The following is a 20,641-nucleotide window of genomic DNA, read 5'->3' as shown; positions in this document are numbered from 1 at the left end:
GTAAGCCTGCGTTGAACGCGGTGGTATAGTTGCAAACACTACCATGCTGTAACTTCTAATCTAATTTATTATTCTTGTGCAACTGGTTTGCCATCCATTCAGCAGTTCTAGCTATACCATCTTTCAGATGCACAGTAGGTGACCATCCTAACTCATGCTGGGCTAAGCTGTTTCCTAATACGCTAACCGGAACATCGAATGGCCTTCCAGGTAGGTAATTACAATGTATAGGTTTCCCTAATACATCCTCAATTGTGCTTACCAATTGATTTAAACTAGTTCCTCTACCGGAGCTAATATTAAAAACCGATTTAGATCCATCGTAGTGGACAATTTTTGCAAAGGCATCTGCTACGTCGCCAACATATAGATAATCACGCGTAACAGTACCGTCCCCCCAGATATCAATAGCTTTATTCTGCAGAGCTCTACTAAGGAAAACTCCTACCGCCCCTTGCGCTGTTTCTATCCTTTGCCTCTCTCCAAATGGATTTGTTACGCGTAAAATATGGGCTTTAATCCCATGCAAATGCTCATACATTAATAAATATTTTTCTATGGCTAGTTTTGTTATTCCATAAGACACTAGGGGTTCAGTAGGATGTCTTTCATCAATAGGAAGGTAGCTTGGAGGGCCGTATACTGTTCCTCCTGAAGATATAAATACGATTCGTCGTACGCCCTGAGCATCCATGGCATTTAACATTTGTAAGGTAGCGACTAAATTAGTCTGCACATCATAAAGAGGATCGTCATTTGAACTTTTAGGCAAAGTAGTTGAGACAAGGTGTAATACGACATCCGCGCCTGAAACCGCTTGGCTTACGTCATGAGTGCTCATGAGGTCGCCTGTTACCCATTCAACATGTTCAGTTGGTCTGAACTTTCGATAAGGTTCTATGCGAGGCCTTTCAAAAATCCTTAGCTCATGGTTATCCATAAGCAAGCGATCAGCGATAGCTGAACCAATAAAACCACCGCCGCCAAAAATCACAATCTTCATCTTGATACACCTGGAATATAAGTCACTGCACTATAACTGTTTGACTTTTCTAAGACCAACGGAAATATTCTTTCCAGTGCATGAAGCAACGAGCCATCATAGGGCAGCGGTTCTTTAGGATAGTCCTGCCAGCTGAGATTCAAATCCCATAGTGGCTTTAGGGCCGCTACTCTAGCCCAAAACATTGTACCAACGGGAAAATTGAAGTGCTCTGGTAGCTCCTTCAGTTTCAGTCGTGCCTTTAACTTTTCAGCGAATAGCTTATTGGCCCCCCAGCCGATAACATTAGGATCATCAGGAAAAACTAAACCTAAACTTGAATCATTTGCAAAATGACTAATTATTATATCAATCATTTTATTACAGTTATTACCTAATAAATTATCTTGCAAGAACTCATACCAGGTTTTTCCTATCTCTTTATCTGCAATATCGGCACTTTCTTTAGTATGCATGTGTCCTATTAAGTCATAGGAACAGATGTCATTTCTGAATGTGGTCAGGAACGGTCCTATGTCTCTACCAATGTTAGGTACAATTTCAATTTTATTGACACGCCCTTGGTAGTTGGATAGATATTTTTCAATGAGATCTAGAGCCGCGCTATCTTTTACACTTATAAAGAGATCAGGATGGAAGCTGTTCTTGTTAATTCTATTTAAAAGCTCGGGAAATAATTCTAGGTAATAAGCGTGTATATGTAAGGCTACTTTGCCTTGGAATTTATTCGATAATGAAATTGTTCGGCTTTTTGGTGTAATTACTTTTTGGAGCCAAGGACCTTTAGGGCATCCTGCTCTCAAATAATCTGCATAGGGGTCACCGCCCCTTATACTTGTGCCGTGTCGTTCAGTGTATACATCTGGATGAAAACCTGGAAAAGGCTTACGCTTACCAATACCGCTAGCCCATGACCTAATGTAAACTCGTAATGAACTATCAAGGTCGTTTGTACGGGGATAGCAGAATTCGATATTAAGGTCTCCGTATTCTCTAACAGTTTCTAAATCAGCTTTCTCCTGTATGTTTTTCATGGCTACATTTCTAGCTAGCTGGTCTAGCTCTTTAATGTATTTTTCCATGTTAAAGTATTTTGTAGCAGTGCTCTTTGAAACTTGTGAAGTGTGCTTATAGTGGTCTTCAGAAAAAATAAGATTAATAGCCTTTTCAGCCATGTCTTTTGTATCAAGGTAGCTAGCTACACAGCTGTTGGAAATAGTTGCTTGTTCTAAGAACTCAGATATACCAGTCGTTTTTTCAAAGCAGACTATAGGTAAACCTGCTGTTAAGGCGTCAATAGCTACGTTTGGTAGGGGATCTAAGCGGGATGTTAATAAAAGAATTTTTGCTAAGCTATATATGCTTTCTATTTCTTCTGTTTCTCTTAAAAAGGTTACTGTGCTTTCTAAGTTTGATCTTTGAATTTGATCTTTTAGGTAAACAGAATAGTTGGCGTCATGTATTGGATCATATCCCTTACCGATCCAAACAAAATGAAAATTAGAGTTTGGACGTTTGCTTACCATATGGGCCGCACAATCAATAAATAAATCCACCCCTTTGCGAAGTTGTACTGAGCCTGCACCAAGGATCAGTATTTTTTCTTCCCTGATAATTTTTCCAAGCACTTTGTCTTTGATTAATTCTAATTCATAAGTGTCTCTTTTATGGATTGAGTTTTTCTGAGCAAGGGTACATTTTCCCTGAGGGATAATAGGAGAGTTTTCAATTTTTAATTCAGGGTGGTCCTTAATTGCACTTTGTAGAGTTAGTTTCGTTGAGAATACGGTTGAGTTAGACCAAAATATTGCATCCTTAAAGGCTCCTAGAGGTCTAGTATATGCAGAGAACTCATGTAGTAAGCTTATCGTAGGGATTAATCTGTTCGCTAATGAAGGAAGTACAAAGCGGGACTCTATACTGTTTACAAATGCATATTTTATTTCTAATTTATCTAGATTTTTCTCAAAAAAACCATTGAGCGCCCACGGGTTCCTACGTAAGTCTATTGGGCCAATTAGTATGTTGCTAAGTTTTGAGAAAGATTCTTTTAAAGGGCCGTCGCCTAAAATTATAGTTATTATATTATAAGTATTAGCAAAGCCTTTTACCAAGTTAAGACTTAGAACTGGCGCGCCAGTGAGCGAGGCTTCATGACTTACTATTAGAATAGTTTCTCGCTCAGGTGATAAATTTTCAAAACTACCGGACCAAATAAGCTTTTCAGGCTTGGCTAAACGGCCCTCCCTTAAACCATACCGAAGATAGTGTTCGGCAGGGTCAATGCCTGCATTTCTTACGTCTGGATACTGCTCTAAATAAAATAATCTATCAAAATTTTTTGCTTTTCCTGCTATATGTAGAAGGGTTGTAGCAACAAGTCTTTTTAATATGCTCACTATTAATAACATTAGCCTATCCCTGTACTATCTGGCTAAGACATATTAGCGAGATACATCTTTTACATAAGTAAGTAAGACTTCAAAGCCGGCCTCTTTGCATACAAGAGGAAAGAGACGCTCTAGCGCGTGCAGCATGCTACCGTCATAAGGTAGTGGCTCTGCTGGGTAAAGGTCCCAGCTTTTGAATTCATTAAACATAATTTTTAAAGCTTGAGAGCGAGCCCAAAACATAGTTCCAACAGGAAAGCTAAAGCTTTTAGGGAGTTCGTTGAGATGCAGACGGTGGGCTAGGTTTTCTGCATAGGATTTATTTAGGCCCCAAGATACGACATGTGGATCATCAGGAAATACTATGCCTATATTCTTCCTAGATCTCATAGTGGCTAATATTGTATCAGCCGCTGTTAAGTCGTCACTGCCTATTAAATTGTCGAGTAGGAAGCGATACCATGTCTGCCCCATTGCTTGGTCTGCGACATCAGCAGTTTTTTTAGTATGCAAATGTCCTACAAACTCATAATTTAGTAGTTTTTCACCGAAGGCTGTTAAGAAAGGGCCAATATCCCTGCCGCAGTTTTTTACAGCTTGAATAACTACAACCTTTCCTTGGTAAGACTCTAGTAGAGCAGAAATATGATTTACTGCAGAATTATCTTTAGTGCTAATGAAAAGGTCGGGTAATAACTGGTTTTTCTCAAGTCGAGATAAAATTTCTGATAAAAGCTCCGGATAATATGCATGAATATGCAAAGCCACTTCACTATTTTGAGGGAGCTCTGATTTATTGTTTGAAAGCGAAAGGGTAGGGCTCAGCCAAGGCCCTTTAGGTTGACCATCGCGTAAAAATTCTGCAAAAGGATCCGCTCGTAACTCAGAACCTCCTTTATGCTCTAAGTAAATTTCGGGGTTGAAACCAGGAAAGGGTTTTCTTTTATTTATACCGGTAGCCCACGAACGGACATACTTTCGTAATATTTCAGCGTGAGTTTTGTCTTTTTCATCAGGTGCAGTAAGGAAGCCAAAGTCAGTTAAATTAGATTTAGCAATTTCTTCAAGATCCAGCTGTTCTTGATTTGATAGATTAATAACATGGTGAGCAATATTTTTAATCTCTTTAATATACTTCTTCATATTGAAATATTCTAAAGATTTATTTTTCGACGCATCACTAACGGTATTATATAGTTCCTTGTTGTTAACTAGCTTCAAAATTTTACTAGCCATGTCTGACGTATCTAAATATTTTGCCACACATGAATCTTCTAATTTAGCAGATTTTAAAAAGTCTACTATTCCTGTTGTCTTATCGAAGCAGACAACAGGCAGACCATGTGCCATTGCGTCAATAGCTACATTAGGTAAAGGATCTAAACGCGAAGTCAGTAGAAGTAAATCTGCTTGCTCATATACAGCATCTATAGCAGAGGTCTCTTCAATAAACGTCAGGTTTTTTTCCAAGCCTGCACGGTGAATTTGATCAGCTAAATATACTGAATAAGAGGCGTCATTTTCTGAGTCGAAGCCTTTACCAACCCAGACAAATCTACATTTGCTTCCAATGGCCGATTGCGCAATTTTTGAAGCACAATCTATAAAAAGGTCAACGCCTTTACGAAGCTGCACATAACCTGCGCCTAATATTATGAAAGAATCTGTATTGCCATTATTATTAGGTCGCATAGCATGTCGAATGCGCTTGATCTCGTCTTCAACTAGTTTCTCATCAACTTCATCATTTGGTACCAGGCTACGCCCTTGCGGAAGCACATGAAAATTACGATTCCTCATCTCAGGATATTCTTTCTGTGCACTTTCTAATGTAAGGGATGTAGAGAAAATCGCTTCTCCTGACCAAAATAGCGCTTCATAGAAAGCATGTTTAGGTCTGGTATATGAAGCGAATTCATGGATTAGACTTAAAGTAGGTACGAAATTCTTAGCTAAGCTAGAAAGAACAACACGAGATTCAATGCTATTGATTATTGCAAAATCAAATTTACACATATTTACTAGCTGATTCATCATGAGCTCAGCAAGTATAGGATGCCCTCTTAACTCCAAAGGTCCTATACAAATAGCACCAGCTTTGTAAAATTCATTTACTAGAGGACCTGGCCCAAGTAATAAGGCTACTACATTATTTTCCTTAATCAACTCCTGGACGATGTTTAGACTTAATACAGGCGCGCCTGTTCTTGATGCTTCATGACTAACGACAAGAATTGTTTTCTTATTTTGAGAGAGTTTTTCAAGGTTTCCCTTATAAATCAGATCGGGCATTCGGCCTAAGCGTTTTTCACTTCGGCCATGGTTTATATAATGCTGATACGGATCTATCCCAGCGTTCTTTAAATCAGGATATAAGGCAAGATAGAACTCAGGATCAAGTTCGTTATCATGTAAGTAGTGTTGTCTATGAAGTTCACTTTCTACATTATTCAGTTGTGCTGATTCTACACCGTTAATTTCAATGCTTTCGTTGTTAGATATTTTTTCCATTAATGGATTTAGATTTATATTATTTAAGACATCATGTTCTTCGATTGAATTATCATCTTTTTGCGCTTCTTTAACCGAGTGATCTCCATGCTCTATCGTTCGGACCATGCCTCCGCCATATTCTGTATTTTTGTTAGGCGTCCTCCTTTCTAATGCTCCGTATAAAATAAAGTGGTCCTCTGCGGAGATTTTAGAGGCCGCTACGTCCTTGTATTGACTTAAGTAAAAACTCTTATCGAAATCATAAAATTTCGTAAGTAAATGATTTAAAGGGTGAGCTTTAGATTTAACTTTGCTTAGGTTTTTTATAGATGTTGAAAGGCGCCAAACCTTAGACTTTAATATTGCCTCTAAAGTGCTGGAGGAAAATTTTGAATATTTTTCAAGATAATTTATATGCTCTGAGAGTTTAAGCTCTGATCTGGTCTTCTGCTCTATTAAAGAGAGATATGATTTTTCTTTTTCTTTCTCAGCTTCGATCTCTGAAAGGAAAGAAGCTATTTCTTTTTCTTTTTTAGTAAGTGAATTTTTTAATGCTTCAATTTCTTGGGACATGGCTTTTATTCTACTGCTTTGTAGCGCTAGATTATTATTTTGCTCTGTAATAATTTCTTGTGTTTTTTTAAGTTGATCAATAGTGCTTTCTATAAGGCTGCTTTGGTTGATGATTTCCTTTGCACGATCATCTATTAAATTTTCTAACTCTATATTTCTATCAGCAGCGCTTGCGAGTTTTTGTTCTAAAGAAATTATATGGTCATTTAGCTCTTCAATATTTTTATTAGCTAACTGTAGTTTCGTTTCCAGGCTTAGATAGTTTTCTGTTATGTGCTTAATAGAGCTATCTCTGCTTACTATTTGCTCATTTGCGGAAATTAGACTACTCTCCCTTTTGGCTATAAGTTTAAGGGCTGGCTCGATTTCATTTAAATTTTGAAGAAGCTCATTAATAGAGTTGATATATTGGGGAGAGCTTATATCGATATGATCTAATGCCGCTGTGTGTAAAAAATTATAAGTTCTCTTCACGAGTTCTGGGACATCCTGGGCGGTCTCTAGGTCGTCTTGAGTATGCGCCGTATGCCTTAAGGAATTATCTATAAAGCTTTTTTCAAATTCTTGAAGCTCATCATTCGATACTTTTAAATCTAAGGCTTCTGCTATACGGGTAAGCTGATCTCTAGGCGCACTGAGAACTTGGTCATAACTAACAATGACATGGTTTTCATTCTTTACTATGTTTAATGCGGGCAGTACATGCTCTAGCCACAAATAGTAAGATTTGGAGCTTTCAAACCCATTTCTCTTTTCGAGGGAGGCCGCGACACTGAGGGGGTTTCTTAAAGAGATTACGTATCTTATATCTATTTCTAATGTCTCAAAAACCTTTTTCCAAAAAGGGAGTAGTCTGGAAATTCGAGGATCCTTAACCCCCCATAAAGAAGTGTTTTCAATTTTTTCCTTTAAGATACCAACAGCACGGCTAAGATGCTCTTGGATAATAGGCTCGCTCATAAAAGCTGATGAAGTAAGTCCTAATCTATCGTAGGCTGAGCCAATATCTCTTAATAGAAGCTCGTTTAGCTGGATAACGTCTTCGTCCTCCCAAAAGCCTTTAGGATTATCAAAGCCAGCCGGATGCAACTTGTCTCCTAAAGATACTCCTAGCGCTTGAAGGCTGCGGGTTATAGTGCTGGTCCCACTTCTATGCATGCCTAATACAACAATAATTTTTTTGCTATTCATATGTTATCAACGCCAGAAATTTCAAAGTTAGGTTCACAGCTAAAATCAACAAGGCTGGTTGCCAGTAAATTTTCTTCTGGCTGAACCCTGAAGGTCGCTACATCCAACAATCTATGAAGATATGTTTCTGCGCCGTCTCTTGTTCCCTGTACTCCTGCATTTAAGAAATACAGGCCTGGGTTTAGGGCGCAGGTAAATTTGAATTGCACTATTATCTTTTGCCCAGCGGCGACATAGGGTATTCCTTCGCTAGTTTTACTAGCGGAAATTGCTCCGCCTAACTCAATCCCACTAAGGCTTTTTATAAGCATGCCGAAACGTACTAAAAAAGCTGGTTCACTAAAGGACACGGTATATTTGTAAAAATAGTTTTTCCCGCGAATTATGTTATTGACTTTTTTGCCGTCTAAAGTTTCGATTCTTGGTGCCTCAATACAAGCGCCTTTTTCTTCATAAGCTATTGTACTTGAAGGTACAAGCGACGCATCAAAAGTTTCATTTTGATGAAACTCATCTAATTTTAATTTTTCGGTTTTTTTGTTTTGACTATTCTTATTTTTAGATGAATCAATAGATCCATTTAATATACTGTTTCTTATTTCTTCGCGGTTCTGTGGTGATGCATATAGCAACTTTTGATATTTGCCTACTACTTCTTTAGGGGCAGCGTCAATTAGTAGCTGGCCAGAGTCTATAAGTATAGCTCTATCACATAATTCAATTACTGTACCACCTGAGTGGGATACAAATAGTATGGTTGCACCGTTTTTCTTTATCTGCTCTATACGAGAGAAGCATTTTCTCTGAAATAATTCATCTCCTACCGAGAGCGCTTCATCAATAACTAGTATCTCCGGATCAGCGTTTATAGCTACTGCGAAAGCTAAGCGCACACTCATGCCGCTTGAGTAAGATTTCACCGGTTGCTCAATAAAATCTCCAATATCTGCGAAATGGACAATAGCTTCGAATCGCTGGTCAATTTCCTCTTTACTTAACCCAAGAACTGCTCCATTTAAATAAATATTTTCTCGACCTGTAAATTCTGGGTTAAAGCCGGAGCCTAGCTCAAGCAGTGCAGCTACTCTTCCATTTGTTTCTACTCTTCCGGACGTGGGTGTCAATGTCCCACAAATAATTTGTAGAAGGGTAGACTTACCGGATCCATTCTTTCCAATAATTCCAATCGTCTCTCCTCTATATATTTTAAAGCTTATATCGCGTAGAGCCCAAAATTCCTTATAGAGCTTTAGGTTTTTATTAAATACCGGAGCGAAAATTAACTGTTGGAGCCTGTGTCGCGGAAGGTCATAAATATGGAAGCATTTGCTCAGCGCTGTGACGTCAATAGCTAAACTGTCTTTTAATGACACTGTGTAAGGCTTAGTCTGATTTAATTCAGAGGACATCTGAAAATCCTTTACGTGTTATTTGAAACCAAGCATAACCAAACCAAGCTACAGCTAAAGCAGAAATAAAATATACTAATAATCCTAGAAAGTCAGGCAAAATTCCTTCGACTAAGACCAGTCTGGCCTGCTCTATTATGAAGGTTAACGGGTTTGCCAAAATAAATGGCTGAAATTCTTTTGGTAATGCACTGATAGGGAAAAATACGGGAGATAGAAACAGCATTATGGTTGTTACTATTCCAATAGTTTGTGCTACATCTCTAAGGTAAGTTCCTATGGATGCTAGAAACAGGGCCAAGCCTATCGTCAAGATCATTAAAGGAATAAAAATAATAGGTATAAGAAAAGCTGTTATTGGCGGAAGGCCTATAAAAATTGTCTGAGCGACTAATAGGACTACAGTGCTTATAATTGCATGGAAAAATGCTGTTCCCATGGATATGAAAGGCAGTATTTCAAGAGGAAATATTACTTTTTTTACATAATTTGAGTTGCTTATTATTAGGCTAGGGGCTTTGTTTAGAACCTCTGCAAAGATGCCGTGAATGATCAGTCCTACAAAAAGCATAATTGCAAATATTGCTTGGTTACTCTCGCTCTGTACGTTGCTAGTGCTCCATTTGGCTTTAAAGACAACTGAGAAAACAAATGTATATACACTCAACATGAGAATAGGATTCAAGAACGACCATGCTAGGCCTAATGCAGAGCCTCTATAGCGTCCGATCACTTCCCGCTTCGTCATTTGTAAAATTAATTGTTTGTTGCTCCATAAACTAGAAATAATTGATTGAGGCGAGACAGGCTGTCTTGTGTGCGGGTTCATTGCTCTTAACCTTGCGTTGTTTTGCTAATTTTCAGTTTATTTTTATACCTTAATTTAAAATTAGGTAAAATTTTATTAAAAGTAATCCGCAAAAAAGTTTCTCTAAAAGCCATATAAATATGTTCAAAAGTTTCTGTTTTCTACAAGGCTTAGATATAGTTTCACATTACCTGACTGATTGGCAGATGTAGATACTACTATGCTTTATCGCTTGAGCATCGCCCTCATCGCAGCCAGTGCGTCATTGCCCCGCGCCGCTTTAACTTCTACCGGAGCATCTTCCTGTCCTTCCCACTCTAGGTCTTCAGGTGGTAGTTCATCAAGGAAACGGCTCGGGGTGCAATCAATTACCTCGCCGTATTGCTTTCGCTTGGCGGCAAAGGTAAAGGCCAGCGTCTGGCGAGCGCGGGTAATGCCTACATAGGCCAGGCGGCGTTCTTCTTCCACGCTGTCCGTCTCGATGCTGGAGCGGTGCGGAAGAATTTCCTCCTCCATGCCCATGATGAACACGTAGGGAAACTCCAGACCCTTGGAGGCGTGCAGCGTCATCATCTGCACACCATCGGCGCCTTCCTCTTCTTCCTGCTGGCGTTCAAGCATGTCCCGCAGGACGAGCTTGGCGATGGCCTCTTCAATGGTCATGTCGCCGTCTTCGTCCTTTTCGAGCGTGTTCTTCAGCGCGTCGATCAGGAACCAGACGTTGCCCATGCGGAATTCGGCCACCTTGTCGCTGGAGGCGTTCTGGCGAATCCAGTTCTCGTAGTCGATGTCCATAACCATGCTGCGCAACGCCATGATCGGGTCATTCTGGGCGCACTGCTGGCGCACGCCATCGATAAAGCGCTTGAAGCGGGCAAGGCGCTCGGTGTAGCGCGCGTCCAGGTGCTCGGACAGCCCCATCTCGTCGGCTGCGGCATACATGGAAATCTGCCGCTGCGTGGCGTAGTTGCCGAGCTTTTCAAGCGTTGTCGAGCCGATCTCGCGGCGCGGTACGTTGATCACGCGCAGAAAGGCGTTGTCATCGTCCGGGTTTACCAGCAGGCGGAAATAGGACATCAGGTCCTTTACCTCCTGACGGGAGAAGAAACTCGTGCCGCCTGACAGCCGATACGGAATTTGATGGTGCTGGAGCTTGAGTTCCATCAGCTTGGCCTGGTGGTTGCCCCGGTAAAGGATGGCAAAGTCCGAGTATGGCCGTTGCGTCTTCAGGTGCAGGGTAAGGATTTCCAACGCGATGCGCTCGGCCTCGGCATCCTCGTTGCGGCAGCGGATCACACGGATCGGATCGCCATGACCCATCTCGCTCCACAGCTGCTTTTCGAATACGTGCGGGTTGTTAGCGATCAGGATATTTGCGCACTTGAGAATACGGCTGGTGGAGCGATAGTTCTGCTCCAGCATCACGACCTTGAGCGAAGGAAAGTCATCCTTGAGCTGCATGAGGTTTTCCGGCCGTGCCCCACGCCACGCATAAATGGACTGGTCATCATCGCCCACCACAGTGAACTGCGCGCGATCCTGCACCAGGAGCTTGACCAACAGGTACTGGCTCGCGTTGGTGTCCTGGTATTCGTCCACCAGCATGTAACGGATGCGGTTGCGCCACTTTTCCAGCACGTCTGGGTTGTCCTGGAAGAGCTTGACCGGCAGCAGGATCAGGTCGTCAAAGTCTACAGCGTTATAGGCCTTGAGCGTGCGCTGATAATGCAGGTACACCACGGCGGCCGTCTGCTCCTTGGGCGTACGGGCCTTGGCCAGCGCTTCCTCAGGCAGCACGAGGTCATTCTTCCAGTTGCCGATGTAGTTCTTGATCTCATCGGCGCCGTCGTCTCCGGAATACTCCTTCTGCATGATGTCCGTGAGCAGCGCCTTGATGTCGCCCTCATCGAAGATGGAGAAGCCCGGCTTGTAACCCAGCTTGGCGTATTCCTTGCGGATAATGTTCAGGCCCAGGTTGTGGAAGGTCGACACGGTCAGACCCTTGCCTTCCCCTCCACGCAACAGGCTGCTGACCCGCTCCTTCATCTCGCGTGCGGCCTTGTTGGTAAAGGTCACGGCACAAATGTACTGGGCGCGGATACCGCACTGCTGGATCAGGTAAGCGATCTTGCGGGTGATCACGCTGGTCTTGCCGGAACCGGCACCGGCCAGCACCAGGAGCGGCCCGCTGATGTAATTTACGGCTTCCTGTTGACGAGGATTCAATCGGGACATGGAGACATCGAGGGCTGGTGGAACAGGCGGCGCATTCTACCAGCGGTGATGGCACGATAGGGCACCGGTTGGCTGACGGTAGTCATATAGCGCCGCAGCCTGGATCGGAGCACCTGACCCGTAGGCAAGGCGATACCCATCAAGGCGATACCCATCAAGGGGAGAGGCATCCGGCACGGCCGTACCAAACGCCTCCCTCCAATCACGCCTGCACTCTATCAAGGTGCGGGTGCTATGAACCTCAGCCTTTTCGGATATCCCACCAAGTCTGGATTCAATACGGGACTGTCCAGAAACACCGCCATGCTTGTCCCCACTACCTGGGCGGATTTCACCAGCAGCTCTTGCCCATCTCCCAGGCGTACGGTTGCGCCGGGCTTGAAGCCCTTGCGGTTCATGGTAGTAACGGGAATGGAAAAACCAGCTGCCTTTCGATACACGCCCTTGAGCCAGTCCTCGTTCGTAAGGTTATTGATACGCGTGCTGAACTCTTCCTGCGGCACGACCTTGGGCGGGACGGGATCGCCGCCATTGAGCCCAACCGTCAGCCGACGCGGATAACCTACAGCGCTGCCATCCAGCAGCGGACCCTCTACCCATACGGCCATGTTCTTGTCGCCGACCTGCACCTGCTTGACCGACACAACCGCGCCCGTTGCCAGGAGCACCTTTGCTCCAGGCTTGAACGCATTCTGGTTGGTCTGCGTGGCCGGAATCGAAAAGCCGGCGGCCTTGCGATAGACCCCGTTCTGCCAGTCCTCATTGGTGAAGTCATTGATGGAGCTGGTAACAGAGGTATTTACCTGGCTGAGGGTTATCGGCGTAGCGGTAGACGGCTCGGCAGCCAGCGCCGCATGGCTCCCCAAGCCTAAGGTCGTGAAGGCCAGCGCGTTCAGTAAGGGGCGGGAAAGGAGAGTAGGTAGTCTCATATTGTTTTAGGGTATGAGTGACGGAGCCCCTTTGAGTGCAAAAATGTGAAATAAATCGCTCTTGGCAAAAAAATAATGGCCGTTTGCCAACGATGGGTAAACCAAGGTGTCGGCCATCTTTTGGGCACCGGCTCTTTTCAACGGGGCCGCTAATCGGTACACCGGATAAACCGACCTCAGCCTGGAGCGCCCACCCATGTTCTCTGGTTTTCAAAAAGCGCAGTGCCATGTTAACGGTATTGATATTGCCTACCGGATCGGGGGCAGTGGGCCGGGGTTGCTCCTGCTGCACGGGCATCCGCAAACACATGTCATCTGGCGCAAGGTAGCGCCTGTATTGGCTGAGCGGTTTACCGTTGTGGCGGCGGACTTGCGTGGTTATGGCGATAGCAGCAAGCCGCCTGCTGACCCGCAGCACCTGACGTATGCCAAGCGCACCCTGGCGCAAGACAATATCGAGCTCATGCAAACGTTGGGCTTCGACACATTTGATCTGCTCGCCCATGACCGCGGCGCCCGAGTGGCCCACCGCCTGGCGATGGATCACCCCGCCGCGGTACGGCGAATGATCCTGCTTGACATCGCCCCTACGCTGGCCATGTACAGCCAGACCGACGAAGCCTTTGCTCGCGCCTATTGGCACTGGTTTTTCCTGATCCGCCCGGCGCCGTTGCCAGAAACCCTTATCGATGCCGACCCGGATCTCTACCTGCGCAGCGTTATGGGCACTCGCAGCGCAGGCCTTGCGCCGTTCATGGATGGCGCGTTTGAAGAGTATCTGCGCTGCCTCAAATTGTCCGGCACGGCCAGAGGCATCTGCGAAGACTACCGGGCTAGCGCCACGATTGACCTTGAGCACGACCGCGCCGATCGCGCCGCCAATCGAATGCTGACCATGCCCACCCTTGCACTCTGGGGCGCTGACGGCATCGTAGGCAAATGCTTTGACCCGCTCGCAGAATGGAAAAAGGTAGCGACCGATGTGCAGGGCAAGGCGCTACCCGGTGGGCATTACTTGCCGGAAGAAGTGCCGGAAGCGCTATTGGGTGAGGTGATAGCGTTTTTGTAGACATGAATAAAAAGGAGGGTGGGTGTCGGCTCACTCGTCAGGCTGACTGTTTAAATGTGCATACCCGCAACGCCTCGAATGATTCGGGGCGTTGTTGTTTCCGGCCTTTATCTCGCAATTCGTGGCAGGCGGAATGCCGACGTAAGGTCAGGAATTGCCGCAAAGGCGCTACGGTCTAGTCATGACAGCTTTTGCGCTGTCCCTCGCTTGATGTTTTTCCCCTCGTATTTCAAGGACCGTTATGCACGAACAACAGCTCTTGTTCGCCTTTGCCGGTATCGGCGTTATTGCCCTGATGTGCCAGTGGCTGGCCTGGCGGCTGCGCTTGCCGGCGATTCTGTTTCTGCTGGTCTGCGGCATCCTGGCGGGTCCGGTCACGGGCTGGCTCGATCCGCAGGCGCTGCTGGGACCCCTCCTGTTTCCTGTCGTCTCGATGGCAGTGGCGCTGATCCTGTTCGAAGGCAGCCTTACGCTGCATCTGTCCGAATGGCGGGAAATCGGCAGTGTGGTACACCGGCTAGTAACGGCCGGGGCGTTGGTGACGTGGGCCGTCATTACCATTGCCACCCACTATCTGCTCGACTTTCCTTGGGATCTGGCGCTGCTGTTTGGCAGCATGACGCTGGTAACCGGCCCGACGGTGATCGTGCCGATGCTGAGGGTGGTGCGCCCCCGGGCGTCGGTGGCCAATATCCTGCGTTGGGAGGGCATCGTCATCGACCCTATTGGCGCGCTGCTGGCGGTAGTGGTGTACAGCTTTGTGGTCGCCCATGATGCCGGTAGCGGGGTCAGCCAGAGCCTGACGACGTTTGCCGCGGTAATCGTGTGCGGCTGTGTGTTCGGCCTGGCCGGTGGCTGGCTGTTGGGGCAGGTACTGAGACGGCAGTGGTTGCCGGATTACCTGTACAACCTGGCGAGCCTGGCAGCAGTGTTGGGCGTCTTCATTGTGTCCAACCACTTTGTTCATGAGTCGGGTCTCCTGGCGGTTACGCTGATGGGCATGTGCTTGGCGAACATGAAGGATGTCGATGTACGGGAGATCCTGCATTTCAAGGAGAACCTGAGCGTTCTGCTCATTTCCGGGCTGTTTATTCTCTTGGCGGCGCGGCTGGACCTGAATGCCTTGCTGGCGCTAGGACCTGCGGTACTCGTCCTGCTGCTGGTAATCCTGTTCGTGGCGCGACCGCTGAATGTGCTGGTCTCGACCTGGGGGTCGACGCTGTCCTGGCGCGAGCGGGTGCTGCTGGGCTGGATTGCGCCGCGTGGCATCGTGGCGGCCGCCGTCTCGGCAATCTTTGCGATTCGCCTGACCAGCCAAGGGAATACTGATGCCGCCTTACTGGTGCCGCTTACCTTTGCAGTCATCATCGGCACGGTGGTGCTGCAAAGCGCAACGGCCCGTCCGCTCGCTCGTCTGCTCAAGGTGGCCGAACCCGCGCCGACCGGCTTTCTCATCATCGGTGCCAACCCAGTGGCTCGCGCCTTGGGCAAAGCCCTGCAACAGCTGGGCGTGCGCGTCATGTTGACCGATTCGAACTGGGACAACATCAGTAGCGCGCGCATGGATGAGCTGCCCACCTACTTTGGCAATCCGGCGTCGCAGCACGCCGAGGCGCATATGGATCTGGTAGGGATCGGCCGTCTGCTTGGCGTATCTCCCGCGGGCGAACTGAACACCCTCGCCAGCATGCGGTTTCGCCATGAGTTCGGTGCCAACGAGCTGTACACCGTGTACAGCGGCAAGGACAGCCAGCGAAGCGACAAGCACCGCGCGAGTGAAGAGCACCGTGGTCAGGCGCTTGGCAGTCCGGCCCTTACCTATCCACAGCTGGCCGGGCGACTGGCACGAGGAGACGAGATCCGAACCACGCGGCTAACGGAAGGTTTTGGCTGGGCTGACTATCAGGCGCTGCATGAAGGCAAGGCGCTGGTACTGTTCGCCCGCGACCCGCAGGACAAGATCCGTGTTGTCACACCGGACAGTAGCTGGCAGCCCCAGGCCGGCTGGACGGTGGTAGCGCTGATCGAGCCAACGGAGGATGACGTCGCCCGTGAGCCGGCAGCTAACGTCGCGCCTACGCTGCCGGGCTGATCAAGCCCGGCGTACCCCTTATGATGACATTCTTCTATGCCCGGCCGCTAAACAAGGCCGCGCCTCATCTTTCTGGAGTCCCTTCATGACCACAACCACTCGCCGCCCCGTTCCTCTTCCCAAGGCCTATCGGCTGCTTAACCATGGGCCGACGGTGCTGGTCAGCGCGGCACACGAAGGCAAGCGCAACATCATGGCAGCGGCCTGGGCGATGGCGATCGATTTCGAGCCGCCCAAGGTGGCGGTTGTCCTGGATAAGTCCACCTGGACGCGGGAGCTGCTGGAGCAGTCCGGCACCTTTGTGCTGAACGTGCCGGTGGTGACGCAGGCGGACATCGCCCAAACCGTAGGAACCACGTCGGGCCGCGAGCTGGATCGGGGTGGAAAAGACAAGTTTGCGCTGTATGGGCTGGAGACCTTCACCGGTGAGCAGGTCGAAGCACCGCTGCTGGAAGGCTGCGTGGCGTGGCTGGAGTGCCGCCTGCTGCCGGAGCCGCACAATGAACAGCAGTATGATTTGTTCCTGGGTGAGGTGATTGCTGCCCAGGCCGACGAGCGCGTCTTCAAGGAGGGGCACTGGTCATTCGAGGGGCACGATGAGCTGCGCACGCTGCACCATATTGCGGGCGGACACTTTCTGGTAATTGGCGATTCGGTGGTGGGAACGCCGCTGTCCCCCAAACAGGAATAGCCCCGCATTCACCGGCCCGGCAGCCTACCGGGTCAGCCTTGACGCCTGCACTTCGGCATCCGTTTTTGACTCCATCTACTGCATTACGGCAGAGTACGCGCCTTTTTGGGTAGGCTTGCACTCCGCTGGAGGATGGTAATGAATGCAGTAGTCGCGGCCGTAGGACTCATGTTGGTCCTCAGCCTGTGCCGCGTAAACGTGGTGATCGCCATGGTCGCCAGTGCGCTCGTCGGCGGGATGCTGGGCGGGTTGGGAATGGATGGCACGCTCAAGGCCTTCAATACGGGGCTGGGTTCAGGTGCCACCGTGGCGTTGTCCTACGCCATGTTGGGGGCCTTTGCGGTCGCCATCAGCAAATCCGGGCTGGCGCATGCGCTGGCGAGCAAGGTGCTCGTCATGGTCGGTCGCAGCGAGAACAAGGGCGGCGGCATGGTGAAATGGATCCTGATGGCCCTGATCCTGGCGGTTTCCATCTCGTCGCAAAACATCCTGCCGATTCATATTGCGTTTATTCCGTTGCTGATTCCGCCGCTCCTGTATGTGCTGACGCGTCTGCAGATCGACCGTCGGCTGATTGCCTGCGTGATGACGTTTGGTCTGGTAACGCCCTACATGTTCCTGCCGGTGGGATTTGGCACCATCTTCCTGAACGATATCCTGCTGGCCAATGTGGCAAAGGCGGGCGTGGATATCAGTGGTATCAGCATCACGCACGCGATGGCCCTTCCGGCGCTGGGGATGGTGTGCGGGCTGGCAATCGCCTCTTTCAGCTATCGCCGCAAGCGTGTCTATGATCTGGCGCGGCTGGAGCAGGCCGAGCATGTCGAGGCGAGCTACAACCCCAAGAGTCTGCTGATGGCGGGTGTGGCGGTTGCGGTCGCCTTTAGCGTACAGCTGTGGCTGGACTCCATGATTATCGGCGCACTGGCCGGTTTTCTGGTGTTCTCGGCCTCAGGCGTCGTGCGGTGGAAGGAGTCGGATGACCTCTTTACCGAAGGCATGAAGATGATGGCGGCTATCGGCTTTATCATGATTACCGCCCAGGGCTTTGCCGAGGTAATGACCGCAACAGGACAGGTGAAGAGCCTGGTGGATGCGTCTGCGGACTGGATTGGCCATAGCAAGGCGGTAGGGGCATTTCTGATGCTGCTGGTAGGCCTTCTAGTCACCATGGGGATTGGTTCGTCGTTCTCGACGGTCCCGATTATTGCCGCGATCTTTGTGCCGCTCAGCGTGCAGCTGGGCTTTAGCCCGCTGGCTATCGTGACCCTGATCGGAACCGCAGGTGCGCTGGGTGACGCGGGTTCGCCGGCGTCTGATTCCACCCTTGGCCCAACCGCCGGCCTCAACGTGGACGGTCAGCACAACCACATCTGGGATACCGTGGTGCCCACCTTTCTGCATTACAACCTGCCGCTGCTAGTGTTCGGCTGGGTTGCCGCGATGATGTTGTAAGCCTCGCTGCATACAAAAAAAGCCGCCCATTCGAGGCGGCTTTTTTGTGGGTTAAGAATGTAGGGCGTAGCGTTTGTTGGAGGGGTTGAGCAACGCTATACCCATCACTCTCAACGCTCCAGCCCCTTATTCAACGCGGTGTCCCAAACACCTGCGTCCAGTAGATAACCTCGCTGCTCTTGGGATTGACGGCATAAGCCGTACCCATCTGGGTGTAGTCCGGGTTCATGATGTTGCTGCAATGGCCGGGGCTGGCCAGCCAGCCGGAGACGACCTGCTTGGGTGAGCCGGGACCACCGGCAATGTTCTCGCCGATCCGTCGCCATTGATAACCCTGTTGCTGGGCGCGCTTGTCCACCTGACTGCCATCCTTGCCGGCATGGCTGAAGTAATCGAGCGAGGCCATCTCGCGGCTGTGAGCGAGGGCGGCGTTGGCCAGCTTGGCGTCCCAGGTGAGCGGCTTGGCACTCTTGAAGGACTGACTCCCGCAGCGGCGCGGCTTGGCGCGCGCCTCGTTGACCAGCCTGAGGACTTCCTTACCGGCAGACTGCCAGTCGCCGATATTGCCCGACAACACCGGCTGGGCCAGGACGATTTGCCAGCGATTACCCGAACGCGAGACGCCAACCTCGGCGTAATGTGAGTCCAAGAGCGCCTTGCAATAACTCTGGGTCAACACCTGCATGGCAGCTTCCGCCCCGGCCGGTGCCGAAATAGCCATGGCTTGCACCTGGGCTGCCTGATAACCCGTCCCGCGCAAGACCTCACGCAGCTGCATGCCCTGTGAAAGACGCACCTGGGCCAGTTTTTCGTTGGCGGCCAGTGGGCCAGCAGGAGCCGTACGCTGCCCGTTACAGCGTTGTGGCGCAGCACGGTACTGGTTGATCAGGCTGATGAGCTGACTGCTGTCGCTGGCCTGCGCAAAAGGCATCATGGACAGGTTTGCCAGCAGCGCGGCACCCATCATGGTGGATAAACGAAGCGTGGAGCAGGACGAAGTAGGCATGATAGTCATTGGCAGAACGGCAACCGATAGAAACAGTGGCTGCTCCAGGCTGGAACAGTCATCACCGCGCAGGCATGACGATACGTCAATTTGCCTGTATGGGATCTGAAAAAAGCGATTTTCGTTTAGCCAATCACTGGAGTGTCATGGATTGACTCATGCCTTCCTGTAAACGGTAGGGTGCCAGAAGTCCTTCAGGATCAAGTGAAGCGGTCCGGCCCAGCCTTGTTTACGCAGGTGGTGAGCGATCAGCACGTTCATGATCCCATGGCCCATCAACAGAACCGAGCCATGTTCCTGGGCGAGGGCGATCAGCTTATCGGCGGCCTGCTTGGCCCGTCGATTGGACGCAAAGATGGACTCAGTGTGAGTGGATAAGCCCAGAAACCAGGCTGACCTCAGCATCAAGCGCCACATTTTTACGGGGAGTTTGGGCCAGGGGAGATCGAACCCAGGCAGGTGTGCCTCAGCAAAGGTTTTGTCGCACGTATAACGACGTTCACCGGCCAGATGATTGAGCGATTGCATGCAGCGTGACAAGGAACTGCAGACCAGCACACCGGCACTGCTCGCCAGCTCGACGAGATCAGCTGGAAGCTTACGGCAGAGTACATCGGCCTTCTGATAGCCCTCGACCCACTCCATCATCTCTCGGGGTGAAAGCCATTTCGTGCCGGAGTGATCGGGTTTGCCATGGCGTACAAGGGTGATTTGCATGAAGTCTCCGCTCCCGCGGGTGAGTCCGTTCAAAGGCAGGCGATACCTGTGAAGCGATATGACGGCAGCGCTCGTGTTTTATTCCGTAGGGGATAAAAAATAGCTGCCCTGAGTGTCGTCGAGTCATGAAATTGAGCGTCAGTAACGGAATGCTCAAAAGTTTTCTGACCGGTCAGGATGGACTGCGTTTGAGTATGTCTTGGGTTACGCGTTTGGACTGATTTCGCTCTTGAATGGACATGCGTGCTCGATCGATTCCAGGAAAGTTTTTGAAATATTCCGCCGCTTCAAACGAGTCCGGCCTAACGCCTATATATATGTTTATTTGCATGTAAAAATACAAATTAATAGGCGTATAAACGAAACGGTTACCGCTCCGCTATAAAGCAGACTGAATGCCGCCTTGATGAGTATTGCCTCATTTTGGTGCCAGTCACCTAAAACCTAAAAACACTTATAAATCAGCCGCTTCGCTTGTTCTAGTCGGTAGCTGAACAGCTCCTGTACCGCTCGTCTGCACTTGATCGAGACGGTTAAAAAGCAGGAACTCCCTTTGATAACGGCCCTCAGAAATTACGAA

General features: G+C 48.7%; 13 protein-coding genes. 4 read left to right on the top strand and 9 right to left on the bottom strand.

Translation table 11 applies throughout. The features are described 5' to 3' along the window. Positions 1-55 precede the first annotated feature (55 nt). The 7 genes from QWJ10_RS08330 to QWJ10_RS08300 form a co-directional block, all read right to left on the bottom strand. Complete coding sequence (locus QWJ10_RS08330) at positions 56-1,003, bottom strand: NAD-dependent epimerase/dehydratase family protein (RefSeq protein WP_289925457.1); 948 nt, start codon at positions 1,001-1,003, stop codon at positions 56-58. After that, positions 1,000-3,414, bottom strand: coding sequence for a rhamnan synthesis F family protein (locus tag QWJ10_RS08325; RefSeq protein ID WP_289925454.1), 2,415 nt, complete (start codon positions 3,412-3,414; stop codon positions 1,000-1,002). Before QWJ10_RS08325 ends, QWJ10_RS08330 begins: the two co-directional genes overlap by 4 nt. 33 nt (positions 3,415-3,447) lie before the next feature. Beyond that, positions 3,448-7,650 carry a rhamnan synthesis F family protein gene (locus tag QWJ10_RS08320; RefSeq protein ID WP_289925452.1) on the bottom strand — a complete coding sequence of 1,401 codons (4,203 nt, stop codon included), beginning with the start codon at positions 7,648-7,650 and terminating at the stop codon, positions 3,448-3,450. After that, on the bottom strand, positions 7,647-9,059 hold the full coding sequence (locus QWJ10_RS08315) for an ABC transporter ATP-binding protein (RefSeq protein ID WP_289925451.1): 1,413 nt from the start codon (positions 9,057-9,059) through the stop codon (positions 7,647-7,649). Before QWJ10_RS08315 ends, QWJ10_RS08320 begins: the two co-directional genes overlap by 4 nt. Then, positions 9,049-9,888 carry an ABC transporter permease gene (locus tag QWJ10_RS08310; protein WP_286787266.1) on the bottom strand — a complete coding sequence of 280 codons (840 nt, stop codon included), beginning with the start codon at positions 9,886-9,888 and terminating at the stop codon, positions 9,049-9,051. The genes QWJ10_RS08315 and QWJ10_RS08310 overlap by 11 nt, the downstream gene beginning before the upstream one ends. A 204-nt stretch (positions 9,889-10,092) precedes the next feature. After that, on the bottom strand, positions 10,093-12,102 hold the full coding sequence (rep, locus tag QWJ10_RS08305; protein ID WP_074821216.1) for a DNA helicase Rep: 2,010 nt from the start codon (positions 12,100-12,102) through the stop codon (positions 10,093-10,095). A 218-nt stretch (positions 12,103-12,320) separates the two neighbouring features. Next, the gene (locus QWJ10_RS08300) at positions 12,321-13,031 is read right to left on the bottom strand and encodes a hypothetical protein (RefSeq protein ID WP_289925444.1); all 711 of its coding nucleotides are present in this window, start codon (positions 13,029-13,031) and stop codon (positions 12,321-12,323) included. Positions 13,032-13,227: 196 nt separating this feature from the next. Between QWJ10_RS08300 and QWJ10_RS08295 the strand changes: the two genes are divergently transcribed. From QWJ10_RS08295 to QWJ10_RS08280, 4 genes are all read left to right on the top strand, one after another. Further along, the gene (locus QWJ10_RS08295) at positions 13,228-14,100 is read left to right on the top strand and encodes an alpha/beta hydrolase (RefSeq protein ID WP_289925442.1); all 873 of its coding nucleotides are present in this window, start codon (positions 13,228-13,230) and stop codon (positions 14,098-14,100) included. Positions 14,101-14,341: 241 nt separating this feature from the next. Next, positions 14,342-16,192, top strand: coding sequence for a sodium:proton antiporter (locus QWJ10_RS08290; RefSeq protein ID WP_289925440.1), 1,851 nt, complete (start codon positions 14,342-14,344; stop codon positions 16,190-16,192). Between the two features lie 85 nt (positions 16,193-16,277). After that, a complete protein-coding gene (locus QWJ10_RS08285) occupies positions 16,278-16,883 on the top strand; it encodes a flavin reductase family protein (protein WP_197872495.1) in 606 nt (201 codons plus the stop codon). A 138-nt stretch (positions 16,884-17,021) separates the two neighbouring features. After that, a complete protein-coding gene (locus tag QWJ10_RS08280; RefSeq protein WP_289925436.1) occupies positions 17,022-18,338 on the top strand; it encodes a Na+/H+ antiporter family protein in 1,317 nt (438 codons plus the stop codon). A gap of 130 nt (positions 18,339-18,468) precedes the next feature. On the opposite strand, the gene QWJ10_RS08275 is transcribed toward QWJ10_RS08280, so the two are convergent. Together QWJ10_RS08275 and QWJ10_RS08270 are read right to left on the bottom strand one after the other, a co-directional pair. Beyond that, positions 18,469-19,344, bottom strand: coding sequence for a CAP domain-containing protein (locus QWJ10_RS08275; RefSeq protein WP_260466368.1), 876 nt, complete (start codon positions 19,342-19,344; stop codon positions 18,469-18,471). A gap of 156 nt (positions 19,345-19,500) precedes the next feature. Continuing rightward, positions 19,501-20,061 (bottom strand): histidine phosphatase family protein, encoded by a 561-nt coding sequence (locus tag QWJ10_RS08270; protein WP_125888106.1) that lies wholly within the window; start codon positions 20,059-20,061, stop codon positions 19,501-19,503. Between the last annotated feature and the right edge of the window lie 580 nt (positions 20,062-20,641).

The sequence above is a fragment of the Pseudomonas sp. WAC2 genome, from assembly GCF_030403525.1.
In the GTDB taxonomy this organism is placed as follows: Bacteria; Pseudomonadota; Gammaproteobacteria; order Pseudomonadales; family Pseudomonadaceae; genus Chryseomonas; species Chryseomonas luteola.
This window is presented reverse-complemented; position numbering and strand designations above follow the sequence as displayed.